Below are 26446 nucleotides of genomic sequence, written 5' to 3'. Positions count from 1 at the left end.
ATTAATTACATTCTACCATAAAATAGTGACTATTCTTAATAATAGTAACGATTTCAAAATCATTTTAATACATTAAAATAAAATATTATAAAGTGAGTGACATACAATGGAGAAATATTACTGTGATCACTGCAGAACGTTATCCGATACAACTGGAAAATGCAAAAGCTGCGGAAGGAACATCCTAAATAAAATTGAAATCCAAGTTCAATATCAAGTAAATACAGAATCATGCCCAAAAGGAGAGTGACCCTTCTTATTCCCTATCGATTCATGTGATTTAAATCATCATGCACCCCTTGGATTAATGGACTAAAGTTCCGGTAAGAGAAAAGAGACCGCATTGGTCTCTTTTTAATGAGTTTCTACAGGTAAATTATAAACCTTTGTATATTTATCTTTTAAATAATCAATTAAATATTTTGCATTCAGACCCTCTCCAGTTACATCCTGTAAAATTTCGAGAGGCTTCTTTAATTTTCCGTATTGATGGATGTTTTTGGTTAGCCATTCACGGATCGGTGTAAGATTTCCTTCCGCCAATAAATCATCAAAATTTGGAAGATCTTTTAGCATGCTATTTTTAAATTGAGCTGCGTACATATATCCAAGGGCATAAGATGGGAAATACCCAAAATCTCCACCTGACCAATGGACATCCTGAAGTACCCCTTCTCTGTCATTAGCTGGACGTATTCCTAAATACTCTTCATACTTATCATTCCAAATTTTCGGTAAATCCTTAACCTCAATTTCATCATTAAATAAACCTTTTTCAATTTCATATCGGATGATTATATGTAGTGGATAAGTTAACATATCTGCTTCTATCCGGATAAAAGAAGGTTTTGACTCATTAATGGCTCTATAAAAATCCTCTAATGAAATATTGTCATATTCTCCGCTTGCATATTCTTTCAATAAATCATAATTTTGCTTCCAGAATGAAAAATCACGGCCGACAATATTTTCATAGAAAAGAGATTGTGATTCATGAATTCCCATCGATGTTCCGCTGCACAATAGAGTTCCAATTAAGTCCTTGGATATATTCTGTTCATAAAGTGCATGGCCTCCTTCATGAATAGTACCAAATACTGCAGTTCTCCAGTCATTTTCATCATATCTTGTTGTGACCCGGACATCTCCCGGATTTAGCCCTGTAGCAAATGGATGAACCGTCTCATCTAATCTTCCTGACTCAAAATTGTATCCCATTTGTTCCAATATTTTTAAACTAAAATCTTTTTGATTTTGTTTAGGAAAGGTTTCAAACAAAAACGATGTATCAGGTTTATTTGGAGAATCTGCTATTTTTTGTACTAGAGAAACAATTGCCTCTCTCAATTCACCAAAGACTTTGTCTAAAACGTCCACTGTTATCCCAGGTTCATACATATCTAATAAGGTATTATACTTATTTTCTTCGTATCCCCAATACTCCACGAACTTCTTTTTATATTCCACAATTTTTTCTAAGTATGGTTGGAACATTGCAAAATCAGCTTTTGCTCTTGCTTCCTCCCAAACACTTTCTGCCTTGGATTGCAGCACAACATAATCCTGATATTCCTTTGCAGGAATCTTTTTATTACGGTCATAGTTTTTTTTACATTCTTCCAATGTTTTCAATGTAATCTCAGATAAGTTATGTCCAGATAGACTGGCAATATAAGCAGCCATTTCCTCGGAAGTGGACATTTTGAACAATTCAGATGAAAGCATTCCTATAACCTCTGAACGTTGTTCCACCCCATTTTTAGGCGCACCCGTACGTAAATCCCAATAAATTAATCCAAGTGCCTCACTATATGCCTGCATTTTTTTTACAAAATCTAAAAATTCCTTTTCAATCTCACTTATATGTTCGCTCATGTATGTACCTCCAATTCAAATTTCCGCCTTTATTATTTTATCATATTGTTCTGAAAAGAGAGAACAATTAGTTTCACTATTATGAAATAAAAAACAACCTTCCCTTTTAATTAGAGAAGGTTGCATCTACTGGTAAGATTTGCTGTATATAGTCCCAAATATTATCTTTATCCACTTTTCTTAACCATAATTGAATGTTTCCGGAATCGTTTGAAGTACGAATTAGACGACCTATACCTTGTCTTAATCGCAACAACATATATGGAAGATCCACTTCATTAAATGGGTTGTCACTATTTTTACGTTTCGCTTCGAATACCGGGTCATGTGGTGGGAAAGGCAATTCATTGATGATCACATTCGATAATGATGGACCTGGTATGTCAAGTCCTTCCCATAAATGATACGAGCAAAGAACCGTTTCTTCATTTTTCTGGAACTGTTCAACAAGCTTGCTTATCTCCCCGTCCCCTTCAAAAAGAAGTGGGTAACGATTATCCATTTTAGGTTGAATATACTTTTTAAACTCTTGCATTGACTCATTTGAGTTAAATAGTATTAATGTTCTTCCATTTGCTAATTTGATGGATCGAAGATATTCATCCCATTTTAATGTATTAGGATAACCCTCTTCGGAATGAACAGTAATTCGCATCTGGTGATCATAATCAAATGGTGAATCCACACTTAAAGATAAATATTGAGAAATACCAAGACTTTTACAAATATAAGAGAAGTCCCCGTCATTTGAAAGAGTTGCAGACGAGAATATAAAAGGAATTTTCTTGGAGAAAACCTCTTCCCGCAGAATTTCTTCTACTAGCCTTGGCATAATAACAAGAGTATGATTGTTATCGGACATTTCAAACCATGTTATTCCTTTTTGGTCCTCCATCAGCAATTTTAATGAAAATAATATTTGTTCAAGATATTCTTCAACGATTCGCAAATCATATTCATTTAATATATACAATTCACTTTCATAAACAAATTGCTCTGTTAATTGATTTATTTGCTGATAAAGTGCCATCGCACAATCCATTAATTCCTGGGATTTAATTATATCATACCTTTCAGATCCAGGTACTTTCACTGCTATTTTTTGAATGAGATCAAACATTCTTTCACTTTCATATAATACATTTTCCATCATATAAAGGGTTTCCTCTCGAACATCATTGCTCATAAGTCGATTCAATAAGGTTTCAAGAGTTTCTGAAGTGAATTTATATGTTAAGGCCTTTTGGCATGCATATTCTAATAAATGTCCTTCATCAAAAATAACACAACTAACTTCCGGAAGCAGTGGTCTTTGCCCTTCTCGTTTCCTCGATTCCTTCGTCCATATATGCTCCATATAGAAATCATGTGAACACACAATAATATCAGCTGCATCCCGGTAATATTCTCTATGTAGAGTCTGTCCGCATCGATGCCTAACATCACATGAGAGACAATCCTGCAGGGAATCCCATGCAATACTTCTCCATTCATCTTCTGTAATTGCCGGATAGTCTTTCCTGTCCCCATACTTTTCAAATTTTTGCATTGATCCTTGGATTTGAACAAAACGTGGCAGAGAATCAAAAACTGAAGATATTCCTTCAGAATTATTTTTTAGAATTGCTTGATCTAATTTTTGCAAGCATAAATATTGATCCCTTGATTTTGCCAGCCTAACGTCGATTTCTAAATCGAGAGCAGCCTCAATTTTTTTAATATCACCTTCTTTTTTGACAAGCTGCTCGATTAATGACTCGTCCGCACAAGCGATAAGCGCAGGTTTTCCTATATATCTTGCATAGCATAAAGCATATAATAAATAAACAATCGTTTTACCCGTCCCTACTCCTGCTTCTGCAAATATTACTTTCTTTTCTTTAAATGCCTTTTCTAATTGGAATGCCATATATATTTGCTCGTCACGTAATTCATATCCTTTCTCAGGGAGCAAATCATAAAAGACATCACCTATCCAATCTCCTAACCTGTCATAAAACGAATCTGTTTTAGAAAGTAAAAATGGTAGTGGTTGTTTCATTATATCCTCCGACGTTACTTTTCAATTAGTAGTTTCATATTTTAAGTTTTCATATATGCTAGAGACGTAAATCAATTTGAATGGTCAAATGAAAACGCAAGTGCAAAACTTACACTCGCGTTCATATTGCCGGACAGTCTTTTTCCAATTTATACATGATAGCTTCATTTAATGTTTCTTTCGCTTCCAGTATATTTTGAATGGCTTTCTCGGATGGTTTTTCTTCAGATTGAATTACGTCATATGTTTGTTTTAGAGCCCTTGAAATAGTTTCAAAATCAAAAGTCTCTTTCGTCAAGATTTCCTCACCCCAATTTGAAATATACGTACAGTATACTCGGTAAAGGAAGAAATCATACCATCATTTTACTGTTTTGGAGGTTTTGTTCCCCAAAATTGATAGAGGTCTGTCCGAATAAATCCATTGAATAATTTCCTTTTTTTCGTTGCCTTTTTTCCGTATACCTCTTCAAATTGTTCATAAGAAGTTAATATATAAATTGACCATGTATCTAATTTTGAAAAGGTTCTACCCATTTCCTCATACATTTTTTCAACTGCTTTTCGATCTCCCAAACGTTCTCCATACGGAGGATTTCCGACAATTACACCATATTCATCATTAGAAGTAAAATCAGTTACCTGCATTTGTTTAAAAGTTATGAGATCTCCAAAGCCAGCCTCCATTGCATTCCCTTTTGCAATATTAACCATCCGGTGATCAATATCAGAACCGATAATATTTAAAGGCTGATCATAATTGGCTAGATCCTCCGCCTCAATTCTTGCTTGATCCCATACCGTTTGGTTCATCCACGGCCATGTTTCAGATATAAATTCTCGATTAAAGCCCGGAGCAATATTCTGCCCGATTAGTGCAGCTTCAATTGGAATCGTGCCGGAGCCGCAAAAAGGATCACAAAAGGGCTTATCCGGTCTCCAATTCGTTAATTGGATTAATGCAGCAGCTAAAGTCTCTTTCAAAGGTGCTTCCCCTTGATTCACACGATAGCCTCGCTTATGCAATCCGGCACCACTCGTATCAATGGTAATGGTGGCAACGTCTTTTAAAAGTGCAATTTCTACTTTAAATAATGGACCAGATTCCTCAAGCCAAGAAGATTTTTTATAATGTGCCTTCATTTTTTCCACAATTGCTTTTTTCACAATTGCTTGGCAATCTGGAACACTAAACAGCTTTGATTTTACTGACTTACCTTGGACAGGAAATTCAGCATCAACCGGTAAATAGTCTCCCCAATTTAATGCCTTTGTTTTTTCGAATAATTCATCAAAAGTGTATGCTTTGAATTCCCCTACAATTATTTTGATGCGATCTGCCGTACGCAGCCATAGATTGCATCTAGCAATAGCAGATTCATCACCCTTAAATATTACCTTTCCATTATCGACCTTTGCATCGTAGCCGAGTGCTTTTACTTCCTTAGCTACGATAGCTTCTAATCCCATCGCAGCTGTTGCTACGATTGTATAGTTTTTTGTCATATTTTCACCCTTACTTGAGTTCGTCTCATATTCCCTATGTAATTTAAGCATAAAAATAACCCTCCCATCAAGTTAGGAGAGTATATTTCATTCTTATTATACCTAAATAACGTTCTATAAGCCATGTTTTGTACCTTTGTACTACAAACGATTGGTATCATCTTGTACTCAGGCGGTAATCATCTATCTCCAAGCAATATTTGCTTGCCTCTTTCTTCGTTCATTTCCTCAGAAAGAATGCCCCTACCATAATTTGAGTTTCTCGCTCGCGGGGTTTACCTCGTTCCACCCTTAAGATTTCTCTTAAGGCTACGTCACTGTGGCACTTTCAAGGTAGTCATACCGTATCCTAAACGGACTTAGGTATTTTCCCTGCCGTCAGACATATATCTGCCTGCCCTAGCTTATGTCTTCGCTAGGCACGAACACTACGGGCATCTCAGCACCGTGCGAGCATGGACTTTCCTCTACAACATGAAGTTGCAGCGATTACCCGAACGTTATTTACCAGCTTAACGCCGCTTATATATTATAAAAAACTTTTTCTTTATTTTCAACTTGTAAAAAATCCCAGTTGATTAATCGTTTAATTTACTGCCGAATACATGTTTTTCTAAATTGGATAATCTTTTTAAGATATCAAAATTTGTTGTTCCGGTTGCAGGAGTTGGTTGAGACGGTTGAGAAGGCTGTCTTCTATAGGAATCATCCGACGCTTGCTTTTTTAATCGCATCAATTCATGCTGCAAATCTTCAATGGTTTGATGGAATGTTTCATAATCTTTAATGATTAAATCCAAAAATTTATCTACATCCTCAGGTTTGTATCCTCTGACAGAAGTTTTGAAATCTTTTTCCAATATATCTTTTGCTGTTAATTTTATTTTATCTGATAACATATCAAACATCACCTCATATTTTACGCGAAACTTAATTTTATTTTTTCAAATATCGATTTGTTTGTCAATTTATTATGTACTAGGATTCATTCCATTGTTCTTCTTCCATTATAGATTGCAAATCATTAAAATCAATGGTTCTTATTTCATAGGATTTTCCACTTTTATACTTTTCCGCTTCCTCCAATAGGTATTTTGGCGATCCAATATTTTGTTCATCATAGACTATGAGTAGTCCATCAGTTTTATGAAGAAAAATTTTGTTTTTATTCTTGAATGCCTGCGGATTTTGATATGGCTGCTTTGAAATTGAATCAACAAAGTCAGCTTGTGCTAATATCATTTCATACATTTCCTTATTATTGTCGTTCCACTTCTCTTCTTGATTAAGAAAGGGTGTTAATATTGCTAATTTTAAGTCAGGGTATTCCATTTGGAGGTCAAAGACCACTTCTGCAGCCCAAAGTTCTACACCCAATTGACCGGATATCAGAACCCATTCTAATTCATCTTCCAAAAAACGTATTATTTCTCTTTTTAATAACATTTTTATATATTTTATTGCTGGATGATTAGTAGAGAATATACCTAATTCAAAAGGTTTATAACCTGTAATGCATAAAACTTTTACCATATGTTTCTCCTTTCATCAAATTAAACGAAAGCAGACAAATCAATATATGTAACATTATGTAATCGAAAACAAGGATGAGCGAAATCATCCTTGTTTGTTTTATTTTTCATACTTTTTTGGAAATCCATAAGGTCCTGCTCCAAAGCCTGGACCGAATTCGGATCCAAATGCAGGTCCTACATTATCAACCTCATTTATAAATGAATCGTTATGAGGATAATAGTTATAATGATGAATAACTTGATGATTCACATGTGTTGTATAAGATGGCAAGATATGCGGTTGTATGAAATGTTCAAGCAGAATGAGTCACACAACATTTAGTTGGCGCAACACATGGAGGTAAAACCTTCTTTGGTCCCCAATTGCGTATGGACATAGCTCCTTTCATCAAAATTAGACTAAATACAGTAACAAAATATGATAAAAGGATAATACTTGTACTAGTATAACTCCTATTTTACATTGGAGGAAGGTATTATTTTTTCTTTACAAAAATGTATAAAAGCTATCCTTTAAACTAGAGAAAAGTACTGCAGTTAAACCAACAATTACAAAGAAAATTACCAACAATGTCCGATACATATGATGAATCCCAACCTTCGCTTTTATTCATTTTAAAACTAATTAATATATAACGAAATCAAAAGAAAAAACCTTCAAAAAGGTTCAATTGATCAAAACGTAGGACACAGATTAATCATGTGGTGCCATAGGACATGGCATAATCGACTTGAGTTCCTACTTATCAGTAGGGACGATTAACCGCTACGTGAAGTTTCACTTTATTTTACAATGATTTATTTTTCGACACAATCTATTAATCACGCCAAAAATATTATTTTTTTATGACAATATTGTAGAAAATTGTCATTTTAATATATGAAGATAAAACTATAGTCGAAATATGCGCTTCCCCAGGAAATAGAATATTGGAAATAATCTGATTACCTGCCGCTTAATCTAATTAATCTTTTGTTTGCATCCTGAAGAAATTTATCTCCTTTTATAGGTAAGCTGCTTTGGTGTATGCTGATTGCTTTCTGTACATAGTCCTTGGCAATCTGATAATTTTTATACTGATGTTCCATTAGCTTAGCTAATTCTATATATGCCTGCTTTTGGATTTCACTATTTCCCGAAACGGCTACCTCCGACCATAATTTCTTCGCCAGATCAAATTCTTTTCGCCTTTTTAATTTAAATGCAAGCTCGTATTTTGCATTTGGGTTATTATCTCCTGCCATAAGCGAATAGGTTTCAAAGGCTTTATTTTCTTCTCCAATATAATCAAACCATTTTCCGATAAGGAGTTTTTCCTCATCCGTTTGCATAGGATCCTTTTGTAAAACTTGTAGGGTTATATGTGTGTATAAAGTGATTAAGGACAAAATATCATTTTCATTATGCTTAAGAATCTCAATAACACCTTCTGGATTTTTTCGTTCTACAAAATCAAAATAAATCATTGGTGCCAAATAGCCGGGAATGTCGTCTTTTCTTTCAAAGTGAAGGATTTCTTTTTCCACATTTACTAACTTCACTCTATCCATCTTTGTTTTCCAGAGCCTTCTGGATGCATGATATAAATCAAAATGACCGAAAGCAGGCAATTTCGGCAGGTGATCGCGTATTAAAGTATGCCTTGTTTTAACTTGTGGCCAGTCAAATGCTTTTCCATTATAAGTAACTAAAGTCGAATAATTAATATTCTCTAAAAAGCTATAATATAATGGAACTTCCATCCCAGGCTCTGGCAAAAAGTGCTGCTTTAAAATTACCTCATGGTCCGTAAAACTTGCATATCCTAAAATAAATATGGTATTACCGGCTCCTCCTCCTAAACCAGTTGTCTCCGTATCAAAGAAAAATAAATCGGCGGGAAGAAATCCTTTTGCAGACAAAGGATGGCTCCCATCGTACCCGTTCCAAAGCTCCATTGCCTTCAAAAAATCTTGAAAAGAGTATCTTCCGTGATAATGATTTAGGGGATAACGAACCTCACGAATCAGACAGTATTCATCCTCTTTCACATATATGCTAGTATTGGCAGCCTCCCACATATTTAAAAAGGGAATATTGATATTGTTTGAAATTCCCTCTTTTTTGTGTGATTGGATGGGTGAATCTATTTTCCGTTCTTCCCTTACTATATGTTGTTTCATTCGATTTAACTTATTTAATAATGACATGATTCATGTGCCCCAATCATATACATTTTCTTTCTAAATAATTCAGCAATCTAGATACTATTATTTTTGCATTTTTGGAGGTGTGCTCCATTCCAATACAAGATGGACAGCCGTTTTCACATCGGCATTTCATCACCAATTCATTTGCTTTATTAATAATTTCATTAATATTCTCATATACCTTTTCACTCAAGCCTATTCCGCCTGGATAACGGTCATACAAAAAGACAGTAGGTTTTTCATTGTGAACTGCTTTAATTTGCGGAACAACATGAATATCATGCGGGTCACACATAACAAAAAGCGGAACGATTGACTTAAATAAATTGGCAATCCCGACTAATCCGGCTTCCAAGTCTTCCTTTTCTTCTTCAATTTGCAGCGAAATCCATGCTGCATTTGTATGAAGTTCCATTTCAGGCAAATGAATGGGGCCAGAACCGATATTTTCATGTGTATTAAATTTTATTTTTTTGAAGATCGTAGCCATTGCTTGTACGGATACATCCCCATATCCTATTTCGAACTTGCCAGTTTCTTTCATTTTATCCGTTTCCAAAACACTAAGTTTTACTGCTAAGTTTGCATCTGTATAGTAATCAACATCTACCTCACGGACATAAGCTTTTTTCTCTTCCCAATCAAGCTCTTCTACTTGATATTGGACTCCTTGATGAAGATAAATAGCCTCATCATGAAGTAAGGTTAGGGCGCTAAATTGATCCATTTCCCCTATTACATGAACATTTGCCTTTTCACTTATATCGATAATAACAACATTTTCTTGGGAAGCAGATCTTAGACTGATGTTATGCGCAGGGAACGAATCATTCATCCAATACCATTTATTTCGATTAAAATGTAATACGCGTTCTTCAACAAGAAATTCAAGAATATCTTCTATATCAACCCCTCCAAAACGCTCACCTTGCTGAAATGGAAGCTCATAAGCCGCACATTTAATATGATCAACAAGAATTACTAGGTTATCTGGATTGATTCTGGCAGTCTCTGGATTTTGCTTAAAGAAATATTCCGGATGCTCAATAATAAATTGATCAATGGGAGATGAACTGGCTACCATGATGATGAGTGCTTCTCCGTGTCTTCTACCCGCACGTCCGGCTTGCTGCCAAGCACTTGCAATAGTTCCTGGATATCCTGTCATTAAACAAACCTGTAGTCTGCCGATATCAACACCTAACTCCAATGCATTCGTACTGACAACACCATAAATATCCCCGTTTCTTAATCCTTTTTCAATTTCCCGTCTTTGTGTAGGTAAATAGCCGCCTCGATAACCTTGAATCGACTTAGGACCCAATTGATATTTAACAGCTTCCTGTAAATAGGTCAGGATAACCTCGACTCGGACACGGCTTCTTGCAAAAACAATCGTTTGAATTTTATTCTTTAAAAGCTCTTTCGCAATATTTCTTACCTCTAATGTTGCACTTCTGCGAATATTTAAGGGTTGATTAACAATTGGAGGATTATAAAAAACAAAATGCTTTCTCCCTGATGGTGCTCCATTATTATTAATTAACTCCATTCGGGCACCAGTTAAGTTCTCGGCTAATTCTCGCGGATTCGCAATGGTTGCAGATGTGCAAATAAAAACAGGGTTGCTTCCGTAGTACTGACAAATTCTCTTGAGCCTGCGAATAACGTTTGCAACATGACTTCCAAACACACCTCTATATATATGTAATTCATCTATAATGACATATTTAAGATTTTCAAAAAAAGAAACCCATTTTGTATGATGAGGCAGAATAGCAGAATGTAGCATATCTGGATTTGTAATGACAATATGTCCTGCTTTCCGAACCTTTTGTCGAATATTGGAGGCAGTATCCCCGTCATATGTATAACTATTAACCTTTATTCCTGCCCCTTCAATAATTTCATTTATTTCACTTTTTTGATCTTGGGCAAGTGCTTTTGTTGGAAACATATAAAGAGCTCGTGAATTTTCGTCTTCTATAATAGTTTGCAACACTGGAAGATTGTAGCATAAAGTCTTTCCCGAGGCTGTAGGTGTCACCGCAACAAAGCTTTGCTTTTGATATGCAAGCTCGAAAGCCGTCCATTGATGTGTATAAAGTTCCGAGATTCCTCTTTCTTGAAGAGCAATTCTTAGCTTTGGATGTACGGATTCGGGAAATGGTACTGTATTTGCTTCTTTCTCCTCTATCGTATGCCAATGAACAATTTGGTCCTTAAATTGTCTATCTTCTTGTAGTAAATGAATGATCTCATTCAAAGTCTTTTTTTTAAACACAACGTTCACCTCATTACTCTAATTTTAGCGAATAAACGTTCGTTGTGAAAGGATTTTTTATAGATTTACAAATACTTCCGGTCAAACACTTTCTTTAAGCTCTATTAAGATAAGGTGATACCATCAGAAACTATTGCAAAATGACACCATTTTCTTATTCCTTCATACACTGATTTTGAATATCTCTGTTTGAAAGGAGCCTTTGTAATGTCTGAAAAACCGGATAAAATGGAAAAAAATTCACTTCATGATCCTTTTCAGGGACTGATGCGTTCCATGAATAATATTTTCCAAGAACCTCCCGTCAAGGGATTTTTAGAAAGTATTGATGAATTCTTCTCGGCACCATTCCCATTTTCTGCATTTCCAGTCGAGCTTAATGAAACGGATAAAGAATATATTATCACTGCTAAGCTTTCCGGTGTGAAAAAGGATCAAATCAATATTGATATTTTCCAACAGTACATCACGATTTCAGTAGAAAATGTAGAATCAACAACTCAAGAAAATCAAAATCAAAAATCGATTTTCAAAAAGAGCTCTATGCAACGATCTTCCAGAACTATCCCTTTGACGAAGCCGATAAATGAAGCGAAAGTGAAGGCGAATTACGAGGACGGTTTATTGACGATTCATGTACCAAAGGAAAATGGTAAACGTTTAAGAATTGAATAAAAAAGAAAAACGGAAGCAACTTGCACATCGGCGTACGGATTTTCCAAGTGAAAATAACACTTCCATTTTCTTTCACCTTATGTTGACTTATCGTAGGAAGGAGACAATGAAATCCGCTGGCTGATAGGCGCTGCTTCTAATCAAGGACTAACTTCATTAAATATTTTTTATATCAATAAAAAAAGGAATCAGCATCTAACATTTGATTCCTCTTTTTTTTCAATTATTAGGTTACTATTTGTTTTCAACTTTCTTAATAACAAATTTCATTTATATGGTCAAACTTTTATTATGGATTTCAATACAGTAATGTAGCAAAATTGCAAAAATAATAAGGCTATCTAGCCCTATGGTTTAAATAAGCCTCCAAGACCTTTCACCATCGTGGAAACTTGGGTTACTGCATTCATCATTTGACCGGCGGTATTTACCATTTTATTAAAATCAATCGACCCATCTTGTGATTTAAAGGAATTCATTATTGAATTCATCCCGCTTGCTGGTGGTTTAGCATTGTAATGTGACTTTGGATATGGATTTGAATAAGGTTTATAGCTATTTAATACCTCATTCTGATTTACTGGCTGAAGTGGATTTTGAAAAAGCTGTTGTTGTATCGGATATTCATTCGCTTGAGGGTTGTAGACTGGCACTTGATTATATCCCCCATATGCTTGAAATCCATTAGGAAATTGCTGTACAGGATAAAGATTTGGTTGATGCATTTGGTGCGGAAATGGTGCATTCGGAAAATTAGTTTGGTTAAACATAGTCTGTGATGGAATGTTCTTTCGGTAACTACTATCCGGTACGGACGGACTTCTATAGGAATTATATCCATTCATATTCTTATCCTCCTAAACTTCAGGTCATACTAATACACTTTATGAGTAGGAATAAAAATGGTGATTTGTCTAAATAAGAAAAACACCTCGCATTACAGTTAGAGGTGAGTGGTGGATTTGAGGGAATCAGCAAGGCAACCAAGTTCTTTATTTCAGTTTTGATCAAAAGTAATATCTGTTGTATTACTGTCTTCTGTTATTTCTAATTCCTCTAATAATCTATTTAAGACATAATCGACGGATTGTATATGACCTTTAAATTTTTTTAAGCTAGTTTCCGGATAGAAAGCTCTTACAGACACCATTTGAATGTTTTCTGATACATTTTTTAATTGAATTGGATGAATGTGTTTTGGGCGTGTCCTTTCTACCCATTTCACAACTTGAGGTAGCCATTCGTCACAAACCATCTTTACTCGATCTGCAAATGGCTTCACTTCTTTAAAAAAATCACCGGCTTCATTGGTTTCCCGCGCTTTTTGATAGGCTTTTAATGCAGCTTGATTTAACTCTATAAGTAAATTTGTTTGTTTTCTTAATTGTTCAATGTCCATTATATCCTCCGATAGATCGCATTATATACATAGAGAAAAAGTAGCCTATGAGCTACTAAATGCACATTTATTATATTTTTTCATTATTTATATGTCAAAAAATTAAGCTGATTCCATAAGAAAAGCGAAGTTCCTTGCCCATTGGTATTCGGATTTAGTAGGCTTCGACTGAGAAAAAGGAAACACAGTGAAGTAGCTCAACAACTTGAGAAATTGGCACTGCAAATTTCACCGAGTAAAATTTGAAATGCAATTTTACCTAATACCCTTACCTGAAAGGAGGAAACATAAAATACGATATCCGATGGCTTCTTGTGCTCGACCGAGAACTACATTGATTATATAATTTCTTTTAAAAAAATATTTATTGTTTCTAGTCCTTCAATACAATACAGGTTAGGCAAATGATTGTAGCATTCTATAGGAAACACTTTTATTTACCTTTTCTTCTAGCAATGCCATCTTTCTCTCTAAATGATAATAATCCATTTCCACTTGTCGAGTTACTTTAAGTTTCTCCATATCCATTTGACTCTCTAGTTTCTTTTCTAGTTTCAAAACCTCCTGTTCCAAATTGTCAAGCATTTGTAACACTTCATTTTTTTCGATCATATTGTTCGACCTCCAAACAAGACAAGTTTTGTTATATATAATTCTGTTTTCATTTCTATCTCCCTTCTCACCTGACAAAACTAGAAGTTATTCGGCAAAGAAAGTGTTCTTCATTAAAAAGCGGGCACCATTCGACATCTGATGCATGATGTTAAGGAATGTTGAACACACTAATCAATGGAGGTGGATCTTTATGGATAGCAAAGAAAAGAAACTGCAAGAAAAGCAGGAAAAAAAACAAGATTCCAAAGCTGGATATGGCAATCCAAAGCTCTCTGGACCAAATAGACCTTCAACCTAAACCAAATATTTTAGCTTACAGTTTAAAAAGGAAAAGCAGGAAAGAATGAGCCTATGCTTTTCCTTTTTTGCGTTAGGTTGTTTTCTAGCAATAAAGTTAAGAAAAGAACCTTACATTACAATTAATTTTTTCTAAAGAGCATATTGACACAATATTTTCTTATATTTAGTGAAACAATGAAGGTTGTAAATTCGTCGAATAATGATATACAGAATTAATGTTATTTTATTCACCATAATTTTTGCTATGATATAATTTAGCATGTGAGGTGATAAGCTAATGGATCTCCACTATCCAAATGGGAAAAAATATGTGCAGATGGAAACGGTCAAAAAGAAGGCAACTTTACCGAAAAATATTTCGTATAGTAATAGAGGTATGACCCTAGAATCAGACTTAAACGAAACAAATTTATATTATTTAGAGCAAGGAATAGCCGTCATTCATAAAAAGCCAACTCCTGTACAAATTGTTCAGGTAGATTACAAATCAAGAAGTACTGCTGTCATCAAGGAAGCATATTTTAAACAGCCCTCGACAACTGATTATAATGGAGTATATCGTGGTAGATATATAGACTTTGAGGCAAAAGAAACACAAAATATTACTTCATTCCCTTTACAAAATTTTCATGCTCATCAAATTGAGCATATGAAAAGGATTGTAGAACAAAATGGTATATGCTTTGTCATTCTTCGATTTGCAAAATCAGAAGATATTTTTCTATTAGAAAGCCAATATCTCTTTAAATTTTGGGATAGGATGGTATTAGGTGGACGAAAATCGATCAAAAAAGTTGAAATTGAGGAAGTTGGACATAAGATTTCACTTGGAATACAGCCTCGAATCGATTATATTAATATAATTAACCATCTATATCATTTTGGGGAAACTAATTCATAATGTTTTTTGAACAACAACTTTAAATAAGTCTCTTTTCGTAATCTTTGTTGTTTTAAGTACATTTCATATGTGTAAAACAAGCTTAATTTAATACAACGAATAATACTTACGAAAATACTTAATAACCTTTAAAGTTGGGAAGAGAGGAAATTTTTTTATGGCAGATAAATATCAAACACGAGAGGAACGCCGAAAACAACAAACGTCAAAGGCTCCAAATAAAAAAGGAAAGCGTAAAAAACGGTCTCTTTTTAAAAGATTGTTCCTTGCTTTTTTTCTCATTTGTTTGATTGGATTATTGTCTGGAGTAGCTACTTTTGCTTATTATGCAAGCAGCGCTCCTAAATTAAACAAAAAAATGCTAACAGACCCTGTAGCATCGCAAATTTATGATAAAAATAATCATCTTGTTGAAACAATAGGTTCAGTCAATCGAATTTATGTAAGATACGATGATTTACCAAAACTTGTGGAAGATGCAGTATTAGCAACGGAGGATGCCCGTTTTTATAAACACCATGGGATTGATCCAATTCGTTTAGGTGGTGCTGTTTGGGCCAATTTAACTCGTGGATTTGGTGCTGAAGGAGCTAGTACTATAACACAGCAGGTAGTAAAAATGTCTTTCCTATCCGAACAAAAAACACTGAAAAGGAAAGCACAGGAAGCATGGCTATCCATTCAATTGGAAAGACAATATACAAAACATGAAATATTAGAAATGTACCTAAACAAGATCTATATGGGAAATGGTGTTCATGGAATTGCAACGGCTGCAAAGTATTATTACAATAAGCCATTGAACAAATTAACTCTTCCAGAGGTAGCCGAACTTGCTGGTATACAACAGAGTCCAAATAACTACAATCCATTTGATAATCCTGAATTGGCCGAAAAAAGAAGGAATATTGTTCTTTCTTTAATGTATCAGCATAATAAAATCAACAAACAGCAAATGGCGGATGCCAAAAAGGTTCCAATTACCTATGGATTAGTGAAACAAAAAAATCGTACAAAAGCTAAGCAAAAATATGACGCATTTGTGGATGCTGTAATAGATGAAGTTCAATCTATGGGCGACTATAATGTTTTCACCGATGGCTTAAAAATTTATACGACATTAGATCCGAAAGCTCAAGAATATACAGAAAAAATGATGAATACAAATGAAATTGTTAACTATCCAGATGATAAGTTTCAGGCTGGTGTCACATTGCTCGATACGAAAACTGGCGAAGTTCGCGCCATTGGCGGTTCACGCAATCCAAAAGTCTTACGAGGAATGAACTATGCAGTTGATACAAAACGACAACCTGGTTCCACTATTAAGCCTATTCTCGATTATGGGCCAGCTATCGAATTTAATAAGTGGTCCACGTACCATCAATTAATGGATACACCAACCAATTATCAGCATGGAAATATACCATTACACGACTGGGACAGACAGTATAAAGGCCAGATGTCCATGAGAAAGGCATTATATGAATCAAGAAATATCCCAGCTTATAAAGCATTAATGGATGTTGGTTTTGATAATGCGAAAAAATTCTCAGCAAATTTAGGATTTAATTTTGATACTATCTATGAATCATCCGCTATTGGAGGAGGAATTAATGTTTCCCCTGAACAAATGGCAGGAGCATATGCCGCATTTGGAAATAATGGCATTTACAATAAACCGCATACAGTAAGAAAAATCGTCCTTCGCGATGGGGATACGGTTGTGAAAAATGACATCAAGCCAAAAATTGCCATGAGTGATTATACAGCATATATGATTACGGATATGTTAAAAGACGTGCTTACTGCTCCTACTGGTACAGGTAGAGATGCATATGTGCCAGGATTAAACCTTGCAGGCAAAACTGGAACAACCAATTATTCTGATGAGGAAATGAGAAAATACAATATTCCTGATTCTAGAGCTGTTCCGGATGCTTGGTTTGCAGGATACAACACGGATTACACATGTGCTATTTGGACTGGATACCCTGATAGAAAGAATTATATTGCACCTGGTCCTAATCAGCATATTGCACAGCTTATGTTCAAGCATTTAATTAGTTATGTGGAGCAAGGGAAACAACCAGAAGACTTTAAAATGCCAAACAGCGTTGTGAAGTTGCCGGTTGAAATTGGCACGAACCCTGCACAGAAACCGAGTCCATCAACTCCAAATGATAAAATCTCTTATGAGTTATTTGTAAAGGGCAATGAAGAACCATCTCAAGTATCGCAAAAGTATGATAAGCTTGAGTCCCCTACAAATGTAAAAGGAAGTTATAATAAGGATACGAATGAAATCAATTTAACATGGGATCATCCTAAAGCAAATGCTGGCGTCACCTTTGAAGTTACTAGTACTATTAATGGTGCTAAGAATTCACTAGGTTCAACCAGCGATAAAGCAATGACCATTGCAAATCCTCAGCCGGGTGCTACCTATACATTCGAAATTACTGCTATCTTGAATGGAGAGCGAAGTAAACCAGCTGTCATCACGGTTACCGTTCCGAATCCGAATGAAAACGGAAATGGACAAAACAATGGGGATAATGGTAATAACAACGGTAATAACAACGGTAATGGCAACGATAATGGTTCTGGAAATAACAACGGTAATGATAATGGTAATAATAATGGCAACGGTAATAATGGCAATGGCAATGATAACGGAAATAATAACGGTAATGATAATGGCGGCGGTGGCAATGATACTGGCAATGAAAATAACGGAGACAATCAAACACAACCGCCTAATCCTCCTGGTGATAATAATGGTTAATCTTATAAAGGAGTGCATGAACGGCACTCCTTTATAAAAAACAAAAATAAGGCTTCTCCTTTAACAACAAAGGAGAAGCCTTATTTTTGTTTATATTTTTCGATTGTAATCTTTCTGGCATAGTGTTTTTGCTGCTCTGTGAAAAGCTCCGAGAGTTGGATAAAAGCAGGATAAGTATGGTATTTAGCCACAATGAATCCTAGACGTTCTACCAAGTTTATAGGCTTACAATCCAACAATTTAACTTCCTTTTCCCATTCAAATAATTGAACCGGTTTTTCGTTGCTCCAAAATAATAGAGTAAAATATATTTCAATACCTTTTAACATTTGCAAACCTATATCTATATTGCGCTTCTTTAACAATGAGACTAATTCATCCTTTATCCGTTTCCATTTATCAGCTAATTTAGGAATTTCATTTTCCGAATTTAGCCATGGAGCAAGCCCGCTATGCTCAGTGTAATATAAGAGTTCAGGAAAAAAGAATATACCTTCTCCTTCCCTACCTATCCCTTTTAAATTTACATCAGGGAAAAATAAAGGATGTTTGAGTTCTCTTGGTACGGTAATATCCAATTCATATCACTTTCTTTTTCATTCGTTTTTTTCCTTCACGGCATAATTCTAAAAGCGGGCATATTTCACACTGCGGATTTTGGGCTTTACAATGATAACGGCCAAAGAAAATCATGCGATGATGAGTAATAGACCACTCTTCACGGGGTACTTTTCGCATCAGAGTATTTTCAACCTCTAAAACACTATCCTTATAACGGCAGAATCCTAGACGCTTACTTACCCTTTCCACGTGAGTATCCACTGCAATTGCAGGTTCTCCAAATGCAACAGATACAACTACATTCGCTGTTTTTCTGCCGACACCAGGCAATTTTGTTAATTCATCACGATCCTTTGGCACTTCCCCATTAAAGTCCGAGATAAGCATCTGAGAAAGCTTTTGAATATTTTTCGCTTTATTTCTAAATAAACCGATTGATCTTATATCATTTTGCAGCTCCTCAAGCGAAACGGATAAGTAATCTTCTGGTGTTTTATATTTTTGAAATAATTGTTTTGTTACTTTATTTACCAGCGCGTCAGTACATTGAGCTGATAAAGAAACCGCAATGACCAATTCAAAGGGATTGGAATGATTTAATTCACAATGTGCTTCCGGAAACATTTTTCCCATTTCATCAAGGCAAAAACGGATTTGCGATTGGTTTAACATCTAACAATACCACCTTACTTCTTACATTTAATCCTGTCTGGCGCAAGCAGCCATCGGTTAACGGATTTCTCCGTCGCCTTTAGGAAAAGTCAACATCAGGAGAAATTTGAAGTGTTAATTTCACTCATCCCTGCGTTTGAGCGGCTGCGCTTATGCTTTTCTTATTGCTCCAACCAATTATAAAATGGAACGGTATTTGTACTTTTTGAAGCAACATTTGTAGATTTGCGTTGTTCGCGAAACTTTTTGCCGTGTTTGTTCGCTTGTTCAATGGTTTTAATCCCATTCTTTTTCCATTCAAAAAGAATTCTGTCGATATACCTAAAGTTGATTTTTCCAGATAAGACGGATTCTTTTAATGCAGCTTTAATAATTTCCGGATTATGCTGATCCTGATCAAGCCACATCGCTAAAGTTTCACATTCCAAGGGAGATAATGGCCTTCCAAATTCCATTTCAAATGTGGTATATAAATTCGTTTCCTGTATCAAATTCTTTTCTAGCTCGTCCTGCTTTTTATCATAGATGAGCTCCTCTATTAACTTTTCCCATAAAGGTCTTAACGAATATTTTTCGTAGCGGATATTATTTTCAGCATAACCTTCTTCTATGGAAATAAATTTATGTTGAAGTAATTTTCCAAGGATAGAAGCACAAATACTATCAGGAATTGTCATTCTATTTGCAAGCTCTTCCGGCGTTGGAAAGTCCTTCCCCTTTTCCAGAAAAGAATGAACTTGCAGTATCAAAACTAATTCTGTTTCATTCAAGCCTATTTTCTTATATTTTGACAATAAAAGTTGTGGAATATGGAGATTACCTTCTTCCATCCATGTCATCATTATTTCTTTATCCATGATCGGACACCTCATTTATAAGTATATCATGGTGCATTGCTCTTGAGAATCGAAATAGATTTCCATTCTATCCTAGAATGAATAAGACAGAAAAAGAAACCGGCAAATAAGCCGATTTCTTTCTTAAGAGATAAGGAATTATATTATTCAGCCATTTTTCTAGTAATGAATGATGTAATTCTTGTTAGCGCATTTTCAAAATTTGCTAAAGATGTTGCATATGAAAGTCGAATATAATCTGCTGCTCCAAAACCTGATCCAGGTATTACTGCAACATTAGCTTCTTCTAATAACCCTTTTGCAAAAGCGTCTACTGATGAATATCCTGTAATTTCAGCTGCTTCTTTCGCGTTTACAAATAAGTAAAAGGCGCCTTGAGGTTTCACACAGCTGAAGCCTGGAATACTTATTAACTTAGGATAGATTATATTTAATCTTTCTTCAAACGCTTTTCTCATTTCTTCAACTGGTTCTTGTGTTCCATTGTAAGCCGCTATCGATCCATATTGAGAAGGAGTAGTCGGATTTGATGTAGAATGACTCGCCAAATCCGTCATCGCCTTAATAATCTTTTCATTTCCAGCCGCATATCCTATTCTCCAGCCAGTCATAGAATGAGATTTTGATACACCATTAATAATAATAGTTTGTTCCTTAAGAAGTGGCGAAATTTGCGCAATGGATACATGCTGATGTTGATCATATACTAATTTTTCGTATATTTCATCCGAAACAATGATGATTCCATTTTCCAAACAAATTTCTCCTAATGCTCTTAACTCTTCCTTAGAATAAATCATTCCGGTTGGATTACTTGGAGAGTTAATAATAAACGCTCTTGTCTTTGGTGTAATCGCTTCTTTTAATTGTTCCGGCGTGATTTTAAATTGATTTTCCTCCGTACCAGTAATAAACACAGATTTTCCACCTGCTAGTTTTACTTGTTCCGGATAACTGACCCAGTATGGAATTGGTATTATTACTTCATCTTCTTCGTCTAAAATGACTTGAAAAAGAGTATATAATGCGTGCTTAGCACCATTCGTAACAATGATTTCAGAAGGTTTATAATCAATTCCTTGGTCACGGATAAATTTATCGATAATCGCTTTCTTTAAGGCAGGTAGACCTCCTGTCGCAGTATATTTCGTTTTTCCTTCCTTCATAGACCTTACTGCGGCTTCAATAATATGATCTGGAGTATTGAAATCCGGTTCACCTGCTCCAAGACCGATTACATCGATTCCTTCCGCTTTCATTTCATTTGCCTTTGCTGTAATCGCTAATGTTGTTGAAGGAGTTAAAGCACTAACACGTTTTGCCAAAGTAATTTCCATTGGTTCTCCCTGCCTTTTCTATCCACTTTTAGTTAATTATAGCTATTTTTGCAAGATTTTTTCTATGCCAAATTGATTCTCATTCCTAATGAAGATTCCATTTAGGGGCATCTTTTGTCATACGTTCCCTAAGTAAAAATAATTATTAGGGTTCCCTTAACGAAATCAACATAGTGCACAATTCCTCGAGGATTGTTCCCGTTATTCGAGGTTAGCCAACATATTGGGCACGATTCTCCCGATATTGTTCCCGTATATCCATGTCAGTCCCCATATTGGGCACGATTCTCCCGATATTGTTCCCGTATATCCATGTCAGTCCCCATATCGGGCACGATTCTCCCGGTATTGTTCCCGTATATCCATGTCAGTCCCCATATCGGGCACGATTCTCCTAGTATTGTTCCCATCATTCCATATCAGCCAGAGTTACGGGCATAATTCCTTGAATATTATTCTCGCTATTCGATGTTAATAAAAGAGCCTTAAATATTTTCAATTAATGTTGAATGATTACTTGTTTTTGGAAAATCAATATAAAAATAATTAAGTTTTTTTGATTTATCTAAAAAGGATACTTCCCAAACTGGCATTTGGTCTTTCATTCCAAGACGAATTCCTAAAATTTTCGCTGGAGTTTTCTTCTCCATAAGTTTATTTAAGGCTTCTTTTTTTGATATTCCATCTGCCCATTTCATAATCGTTACATTTTCTTTTTTATTTTCCGGGATCCAAACAGCTACCTTCGTACCGTTTTTTTGTTTCCCGACCACAACAGAATAGTTCTCAGTACCGTTAAACTGATAAAACTGATCAGCGGAAACAAGATTTGCTTTTTGCTTCGCCTCTGTTATTGCGGTTTGATGCGCCGAATTTAATGGATTTACTGCTTGAAAATAAACATTTACAAATAATCCGATAATCCCTACTACTACAACTATGCTGATTCCTAATATCCATTTTTTCATATTTTACCCTCTTATGTACGGTATATCGTAAAAATTGCCTTTTTATCGTCCTTTGAATCCAATGCAAGACCGAACATTAGATCTTCCTCTTTTAAAGTTCGATTTAATGCGTCCACAATTTTATATAAATCGGAATGATGTTCAATCTTTACAGAAGATAATACTTCAATTTTACTCTCCATCTTCATCCTCCTTTACACACAAATTTTGTTACTCATATGGTCCTCACGATAAGGCAACAATAAAATTAATTACACTTCATCATTATAACAGTAAAACAACAGTAAATGATGATTAATTATTAAAAAATACTTCTAGTCCACACTTATTTACGCTGCATTTTGCAGCGTTTTTTATTGGTTAAAAAATGTTTCTATAACCATTTTTCGATATTATCAATAATGTCCGATAAATTGCCGTGCTCGATTGGCAAAGGAGGTATGGATTTAATAAATGCATTTCCATAACTGGTTGTTTCTATTCTTCTGTCAAAGACAATCACAACGCCCCTGTCCGTACTCCTTCTTATTAGACGCCCAAATCCTTGCTTGAATCTAATGATTGCTTCCGGCAAAGAATGTGCCGTAAAAGCATTAATCCCTTTTTGTTTGTAATTCTCATTAATGGCTTCTGTGATTGGATCATCTGGAGGAGAAAATGGAAGTCGTACCATTACTAAACATGATAAATCTTCACCAGGAATATCGACACCTTCCCAAAAGCTGTTCGTTCCAAAAAGTATTGCTTTATCAAAACGTTGGAAATTCTTCGTAAGTCGTGTTCTGCTCCCGGAAGTGATTCCTTGAGCAATCAAAATAAATTCCTCCAATAATCCGCAAGCTTTCATATAATCATGAACCAATCTTAATAGTTCATAAGAGGTAAATAAGACAAGCATTCTTCCTTTAGTTGCTTGAGCAATACCGATAAGATGATTGGTGATGTCTTGTGCATATTCTTGAATGGAAACCTGATGAATTTCAGGTATATCATTCGGTATGAATAATTTTGTCTGCTTTTCATAATCAAACGGAGAAGGGATACATTTTTCCATAACCTTTCGATTTGAATTTAGCCCGATGCTATCTTTGAAATAGTGAAAAGAATGATTAATGGTTAAAGTGGCTGAAGTAAGAATAACACTCTTCATTTTTTCAAATAGCTTCTCGTTTAAAGCAGAATGGACGGAAACCGGTTGAGCCATTATGGTAATACTATTGGGCAGAGCACGCTTATCCCCTTCTATCCAATATACATGATGTTCCAGTGGGTGAAGCACAAGTGACGATATGCTGCTTTGAAGCTGTTCCAGATCCCCTATAAATCCATACATCTCTTCCAATAAAGCTTTTTCTTTGTTTTTTAACTGTCCGCTTTGTTGATTTAGGGCATCTAATCTTTCTTGGATGCCTTTTCTAATATCAGTAAAAAGCGCAACAATTTGCTCTGCACATAATTTTATTTTTTCCCAACTAGGTTTCTTTCGACTTTCCTCCGTTAATCTAATCCGTAATTTTGGTTGAGATTTTTCCTTTTTATTAATGGAATGTTGAATAAACTGACCAATCATCATAAATAATTCATCCAAGGAAAGATCTAGCTCATGAATCATGAAGTCAAGTTCAAATGCATGAACTGTAACAGATATATTTTGTGCGTCTGATAAACGTTCCAGCTGATAATATAATTGCTTCTTTTCGTAAATACCTAAGCGGCTTAACAAAAATTTACTTGTATTAAATCCTAGTGAAATCGACAAATGCTGACGGGCTGCATGTTCCAAATGATGTGCCTCGTCCATAATAAGATAAGAAAAATCAGGAAATAACTTAATATCTTGGACAAGCTCCGTCAGTAACATGGAATGATTAGTTATAATAATATCTGCATCTAGTGCTGTTTTTTTGGCATGCAGGTAAAAGTCTCTTGAAATCCATGGATCCTTTTCCTTCGTTAAATGCCAACCATCATGTTTGATTCTATTCCAATAAACACTTCCACCGGTGGATATGTTTAGTTCATCCACGTCTCCTGTTACCGTTTGGGTCAACCATACCAGTATTTGCATTTTTGTTAGTAAGGAATCATATTGCCAGTCCCTTTCCGATAGAGACTGTTCAAATTTAAACATATTTAAATAATGACTTCTCCCCTTTAGTAAAACAGTTTTAAACGGAAAAGGAAGAATGTCGGATAATAGCTTTATCTCCTTCTTCATTAATTGTTCCTGTAGCTGTATGGTATATGTACTTATTACAACAGGCGTTCGTTCTTTACAGGCAAAATAGATGCTTGGGAGTAAATAACCAATAGACTTTCCGATCCCCGTACCAGCCTCAATGACTGCATCATTCGTTTGCTGAAAAGAAGCGAAAACCGCGTCCATCATTTCAAATTGTCCATTTCTGCGTTCGTAATGCTCAACATATTGAGAAAGTAATCTTTCTTTTTCCACAGATGTTTCAGGGTATTGAAACGGTTCTCTATAATGATCGATTTTAGCAGAGAGCTGCTTCTTTTTAAGGGCAATGCCTCGATAGACCTCCAAATCATGCGGTAAATCTTCAATATGTTTTCTTTTCTCCATAACAATATCATCAAAAAGAATATCAATATCACTTTTTAAATGCATGGAAAAATCCGCTAACTTCTCGAGTGTTACAAGCGGTAGCTTATTTGCCTTTTGCAACAAATATAAAAGTAATTCAGCTGTTACCAACGCATCACTATCAGCCTGATGCGGCCTTTCATGTGTTAAAGACAAGCTTTCTGCCAGTTCGATAAGTTTATAACTATCAGAGTCAGGGAGAATAATTTTAGCTAATTCAACCGTATCAATCATACTTCCTGTAAACGGTTCTACCCCCACCCTTTCAAACTCATTTTGCAGAAATTGAAGATCAAATAAGACATTATGTGCAACAAAAATACACCCTTGCAAATAATCCCTTAGAAAAGGTGCAATTTCTTCAAATGAAGGAGCATCTTTTACCATACTTTCATTTATACCTGTTAATTCCTCTATAAATGGCGGAATAGATATTTCGGGATTCACAAACGTAGTGTATTGATCGATAATATTTTCTTTATTCATTTTCACTGCAGATATTTGGATAATTCTTTCCCCTTTTTTCGGAGAATTACCAGTTGTTTCTATATCCACAACAACAAAATGCTCGTTCATAAAAATCACCTAATTTTTTATACATGTGCTTGAATTCTTTATCTAGTTACGGCACCTATCGTCTAGCGGACTTCCAAGTCTTCTCCCTGCGGATAAAACATCAGGTAAAATTACAATTCAGATTTTACTCGGTATAATTTGAATTGCCAGGATCACTAGGTCCAACTACCTGACTGTGTTTATTTTATATCAGTAAAGCCAACGTAAAATTGGCACATCAACTTCAATAGCCCGTATGTCAGTGCTGCGGTGTCTCCATTTTCTAATAGTGTAGCATAATTTTATATTGCAATACATTAATAGCATGTAAAAAACCGCATCCAAATAGATACGGTTTTTATAAGTTATATCATTACAGTAGCTTCCGGTTCATGTGAAATCATTTCTTTTACACGATTATGTTGATCCATTATCGCGATTTTAGGTTGATGAAAAGGCATTTCCTCATCACGGATCATCACATAGGAAATGATAATGACAATGTCCCCTACCTGAACTAATCTTGCTGCGGCACCATTTAAACAAATTACTCCGCTTCCCCGTTTTCCAGCTATTATATAGGTTTCTAATCGTGCGCCATTATTATTATTGACAATTTGCACTTTTTCATTTTCAACCATTCCAACTGCATCTAATATATCCTGATCAATCGTTATACTCCCTACATAATTTAGGTTTGCTTCTGTTACAGTTGCTCGGTGTATTTTTCCATTCATCATTGTGCGAAACATGATGTATCCTCCTCATTCACTCTTTGT

Annotated in this window: 23 protein-coding genes and 1 other RNA gene; 3 read left to right on the top strand and 21 right to left on the bottom strand. The window is 35.2% G+C overall.

What is annotated here, in order from left to right; all coding sequences use genetic code 11:
- Positions 1 to 354: 354 nt before the first annotated feature.
- The 10 genes from AN964_RS09680 to AN964_RS09650 form a co-directional block, all read right to left on the bottom strand.
- Entirely contained in the window at positions 355 to 1875 is a 1521-nt protein-coding gene (locus AN964_RS09680) for a carboxypeptidase M32 (RefSeq protein WP_055739481.1), read from the bottom strand.
- Between the two features lie 106 nt (positions 1876 to 1981).
- A complete protein-coding gene (locus AN964_RS09675) occupies positions 1982 to 3916 on the bottom strand; it encodes an ATP-dependent DNA helicase (RefSeq protein WP_055739480.1) in 1935 nt (644 codons plus the stop codon).
- A 121-nt stretch (positions 3917 to 4037) separates the two neighbouring features.
- A complete protein-coding gene (locus AN964_RS26315; RefSeq protein WP_161809227.1) occupies positions 4038 to 4214 on the bottom strand; it encodes a hypothetical protein in 177 nt (58 codons plus the stop codon).
- Positions 4215 to 4282: 68 nt separating this feature from the next.
- On the bottom strand, positions 4283 to 5422 hold the full coding sequence (locus tag AN964_RS09670) for a THUMP domain-containing class I SAM-dependent RNA methyltransferase (protein ID WP_055741201.1): 1140 nt from the start codon (positions 5420 to 5422) through the stop codon (positions 4283 to 4285).
- 112 nt (positions 5423 to 5534) lie between these two features.
- Positions 5535 to 5923: RNase P RNA component class B (gene rnpB, locus AN964_RS25465), an RNA gene on the bottom strand.
- A 77-nt stretch (positions 5924 to 6000) separates the two neighbouring features.
- Positions 6001 to 6321 (bottom strand): cell division regulator GpsB, encoded by a 321-nt coding sequence (gene gpsB / locus AN964_RS09665; RefSeq protein ID WP_055739479.1) that lies wholly within the window; start codon positions 6319 to 6321, stop codon positions 6001 to 6003.
- A gap of 79 nt (positions 6322 to 6400) precedes the next feature.
- The gene (locus tag AN964_RS09660; RefSeq protein ID WP_055739478.1) at positions 6401 to 6955 is read right to left on the bottom strand and encodes an SLOG family protein; all 555 of its coding nucleotides are present in this window, start codon (positions 6953 to 6955) and stop codon (positions 6401 to 6403) included.
- Between the two features lie 99 nt (positions 6956 to 7054).
- The gene (locus tag AN964_RS27050) at positions 7055 to 7207 is read right to left on the bottom strand and encodes a hypothetical protein (RefSeq protein WP_244885884.1); all 153 of its coding nucleotides are present in this window, start codon (positions 7205 to 7207) and stop codon (positions 7055 to 7057) included.
- 695 nt (positions 7208 to 7902) lie between these two features.
- Positions 7903 to 9147, bottom strand: coding sequence for a ribonuclease H-like domain-containing protein (locus AN964_RS09655; RefSeq protein WP_055739477.1), 1245 nt, complete (start codon positions 9145 to 9147; stop codon positions 7903 to 7905).
- A gap of 16 nt (positions 9148 to 9163) precedes the next feature.
- Positions 9164 to 11413, bottom strand: a complete 2250-nt coding sequence (locus tag AN964_RS09650) for a DEAD/DEAH box helicase (protein WP_205603413.1) — start codon at positions 11411 to 11413, stop codon at positions 9164 to 9166.
- A gap of 225 nt (positions 11414 to 11638) precedes the next feature.
- Between AN964_RS09650 and AN964_RS09645 the strand changes: the two genes are divergently transcribed.
- On the top strand, positions 11639 to 12106 hold the full coding sequence (locus AN964_RS09645; RefSeq protein ID WP_055739475.1) for an Hsp20/alpha crystallin family protein: 468 nt from the start codon (positions 11639 to 11641) through the stop codon (positions 12104 to 12106).
- 347 nt (positions 12107 to 12453) lie between these two features.
- On the opposite strand, the gene AN964_RS25455 is transcribed toward AN964_RS09645, so the two are convergent.
- The 3 genes from AN964_RS25455 to AN964_RS09630 form a co-directional block, all read right to left on the bottom strand.
- Entirely contained in the window at positions 12454 to 12951 is a 498-nt protein-coding gene (locus AN964_RS25455) for a YppG family protein (RefSeq protein ID WP_083489285.1), read from the bottom strand.
- Positions 12952 to 13103: 152 nt separating this feature from the next.
- Positions 13104 to 13505, bottom strand: coding sequence for a YppE family protein (locus AN964_RS09635; protein WP_083489284.1), 402 nt, complete (start codon positions 13503 to 13505; stop codon positions 13104 to 13106).
- Between the two features lie 396 nt (positions 13506 to 13901).
- Positions 13902 to 14117: a hypothetical protein gene (locus AN964_RS09630; RefSeq protein WP_055739473.1), complete on the bottom strand. Its 216-nt coding sequence runs from the start codon at positions 14115 to 14117 to the stop codon at positions 13902 to 13904.
- 580 nt (positions 14118 to 14697) lie between these two features.
- Here AN964_RS09630 and recU point away from each other — a divergent pair.
- Entirely contained in the window at positions 14698 to 15321 is a 624-nt protein-coding gene (gene recU, locus AN964_RS09625) for a Holliday junction resolvase RecU (protein ID WP_055739472.1), read from the top strand.
- A 157-nt stretch (positions 15322 to 15478) separates the two neighbouring features.
- Positions 15479 to 18109 (top strand): penicillin-binding protein 1A, encoded by a 2631-nt coding sequence (locus AN964_RS09620; RefSeq protein WP_055739471.1) that lies wholly within the window; start codon positions 15479 to 15481, stop codon positions 18107 to 18109.
- An 80-nt stretch (positions 18110 to 18189) separates the two neighbouring features.
- Here AN964_RS09620 and AN964_RS09615 read toward each other — a convergent pair whose 3' ends face one another.
- The 8 genes from AN964_RS09615 to panD all read right to left on the bottom strand — a co-directional run bounded on the left by AN964_RS09615 (position 18190) and on the right by panD (position 26419).
- Positions 18190 to 18687 carry a YpoC family protein gene (locus AN964_RS09615; RefSeq protein WP_055739470.1) on the bottom strand — a complete coding sequence of 166 codons (498 nt, stop codon included), beginning with the start codon at positions 18685 to 18687 and terminating at the stop codon, positions 18190 to 18192.
- 1 nt (position 18688) lies between these two features.
- Positions 18689 to 19342 (bottom strand): endonuclease III, encoded by a 654-nt coding sequence (gene nth, locus AN964_RS09610; RefSeq protein ID WP_055739469.1) that lies wholly within the window; start codon positions 19340 to 19342, stop codon positions 18689 to 18691.
- 161 nt (positions 19343 to 19503) lie between these two features.
- On the bottom strand, positions 19504 to 20199 hold the full coding sequence (locus AN964_RS09605) for a DnaD domain-containing protein (protein ID WP_055739468.1): 696 nt from the start codon (positions 20197 to 20199) through the stop codon (positions 19504 to 19506).
- A 143-nt stretch (positions 20200 to 20342) separates the two neighbouring features.
- Positions 20343 to 21530: a pyridoxal phosphate-dependent aminotransferase gene (locus AN964_RS09600; protein ID WP_055741200.1), complete on the bottom strand. Its 1188-nt coding sequence runs from the start codon at positions 21528 to 21530 to the stop codon at positions 20343 to 20345.
- 491 nt (positions 21531 to 22021) lie between these two features.
- On the bottom strand, positions 22022 to 22504 hold the full coding sequence (locus AN964_RS09595) for a cell wall elongation regulator TseB-like domain-containing protein (protein WP_055739467.1): 483 nt from the start codon (positions 22502 to 22504) through the stop codon (positions 22022 to 22024).
- An 11-nt stretch (positions 22505 to 22515) separates the two neighbouring features.
- The gene (locus tag AN964_RS25450) at positions 22516 to 22686 is read right to left on the bottom strand and encodes a YpmA family protein (protein ID WP_083489283.1); all 171 of its coding nucleotides are present in this window, start codon (positions 22684 to 22686) and stop codon (positions 22516 to 22518) included.
- Positions 22687 to 22877: 191 nt separating this feature from the next.
- Positions 22878 to 25688, bottom strand: coding sequence for an ATP-dependent DNA helicase DinG (gene dinG, locus AN964_RS09590; protein ID WP_055739466.1), 2811 nt, complete (start codon positions 25686 to 25688; stop codon positions 22878 to 22880).
- A gap of 344 nt (positions 25689 to 26032) precedes the next feature.
- The gene (gene panD / locus AN964_RS09585) at positions 26033 to 26419 is read right to left on the bottom strand and encodes an aspartate 1-decarboxylase (protein ID WP_055739465.1); all 387 of its coding nucleotides are present in this window, start codon (positions 26417 to 26419) and stop codon (positions 26033 to 26035) included.
- Positions 26420 to 26446 lie beyond the last annotated feature (27 nt).

This window comes from Heyndrickxia shackletonii (assembly GCF_001420715.1).
GTDB classification, from domain to species: Bacteria; Bacillota; Bacilli; order Bacillales; family Bacillaceae_C; genus Margalitia; species Margalitia shackletonii.
Note: the sequence above shows the minus strand (reverse complement) of the source record. Positions and strands in the feature narration are given on the sequence as shown.

Coding starts and splice junctions, on each gene's coding strand:
- AN964_RS25450 (WP_083489283.1), bottom strand. CDS start 22,686: ATGGAGAGTAAAATTGAAGTATTATCTTCTGTAAAGATTGAACATCAT.
- AN964_RS09660 (WP_055739478.1), bottom strand. CDS start 6,955: ATGGTAAAAGTTTTATGCATTACAGGTTATAAACCTTTTGAATTAGGT.
- gpsB (WP_055739479.1), bottom strand. CDS start 6,321: ATGTTATCAGATAAAATAAAATTAACAGCAAAAGATATATTGGAAAAA.
- dinG (WP_055739466.1), bottom strand. CDS start 25,688: ATGAACGAGCATTTTGTTGTTGTGGATATAGAAACAACTGGTAATTCT.
- AN964_RS09675 (WP_055739480.1), bottom strand. CDS start 3,916: ATGAAACAACCACTACCATTTTTACTTTCTAAAACAGATTCGTTTTAT.
- AN964_RS09655 (WP_055739477.1), bottom strand. CDS start 9,147: ATGTCATTATTAAATAAGTTAAATCGAATGAAACAACATATAGTAAGG.
- AN964_RS09630 (WP_055739473.1), bottom strand. CDS start 14,117: ATGATCGAAAAAAATGAAGTGTTACAAATGCTTGACAATTTGGAACAG.
- recU (WP_055739472.1), top strand. CDS start 14,698: ATGGATCTCCACTATCCAAATGGGAAAAAATATGTGCAGATGGAAACG.
- AN964_RS09595 (WP_055739467.1), bottom strand. CDS start 22,504: ATGAAAAAATGGATATTAGGAATCAGCATAGTTGTAGTAGTAGGGATT.
- nth (WP_055739469.1), bottom strand. CDS start 19,342: ATGTTAAACCAATCGCAAATCCGTTTTTGCCTTGATGAAATGGGAAAA.
- panD (WP_055739465.1), bottom strand. CDS start 26,419: ATGTTTCGCACAATGATGAATGGAAAAATACACCGAGCAACTGTAACA.
- AN964_RS09635 (WP_083489284.1), bottom strand. CDS start 13,505: ATGGACATTGAACAATTAAGAAAACAAACAAATTTACTTATAGAGTTA.
- AN964_RS09645 (WP_055739475.1), top strand. CDS start 11,639: ATGTCTGAAAAACCGGATAAAATGGAAAAAAATTCACTTCATGATCCT.
- AN964_RS25455 (WP_083489285.1), bottom strand. CDS start 12,951: ATGAATGGATATAATTCCTATAGAAGTCCGTCCGTACCGGATAGTAGT.
- AN964_RS09680 (WP_055739481.1), bottom strand. CDS start 1,875: ATGAGCGAACATATAAGTGAGATTGAAAAGGAATTTTTAGATTTTGTA.
- AN964_RS09620 (WP_055739471.1), top strand. CDS start 15,479: ATGGCAGATAAATATCAAACACGAGAGGAACGCCGAAAACAACAAACG.
- AN964_RS09605 (WP_055739468.1), bottom strand. CDS start 20,199: ATGGATAAAGAAATAATGATGACATGGATGGAAGAAGGTAATCTCCAT.
- AN964_RS09670 (WP_055741201.1), bottom strand. CDS start 5,422: ATGACAAAAAACTATACAATCGTAGCAACAGCTGCGATGGGATTAGAA.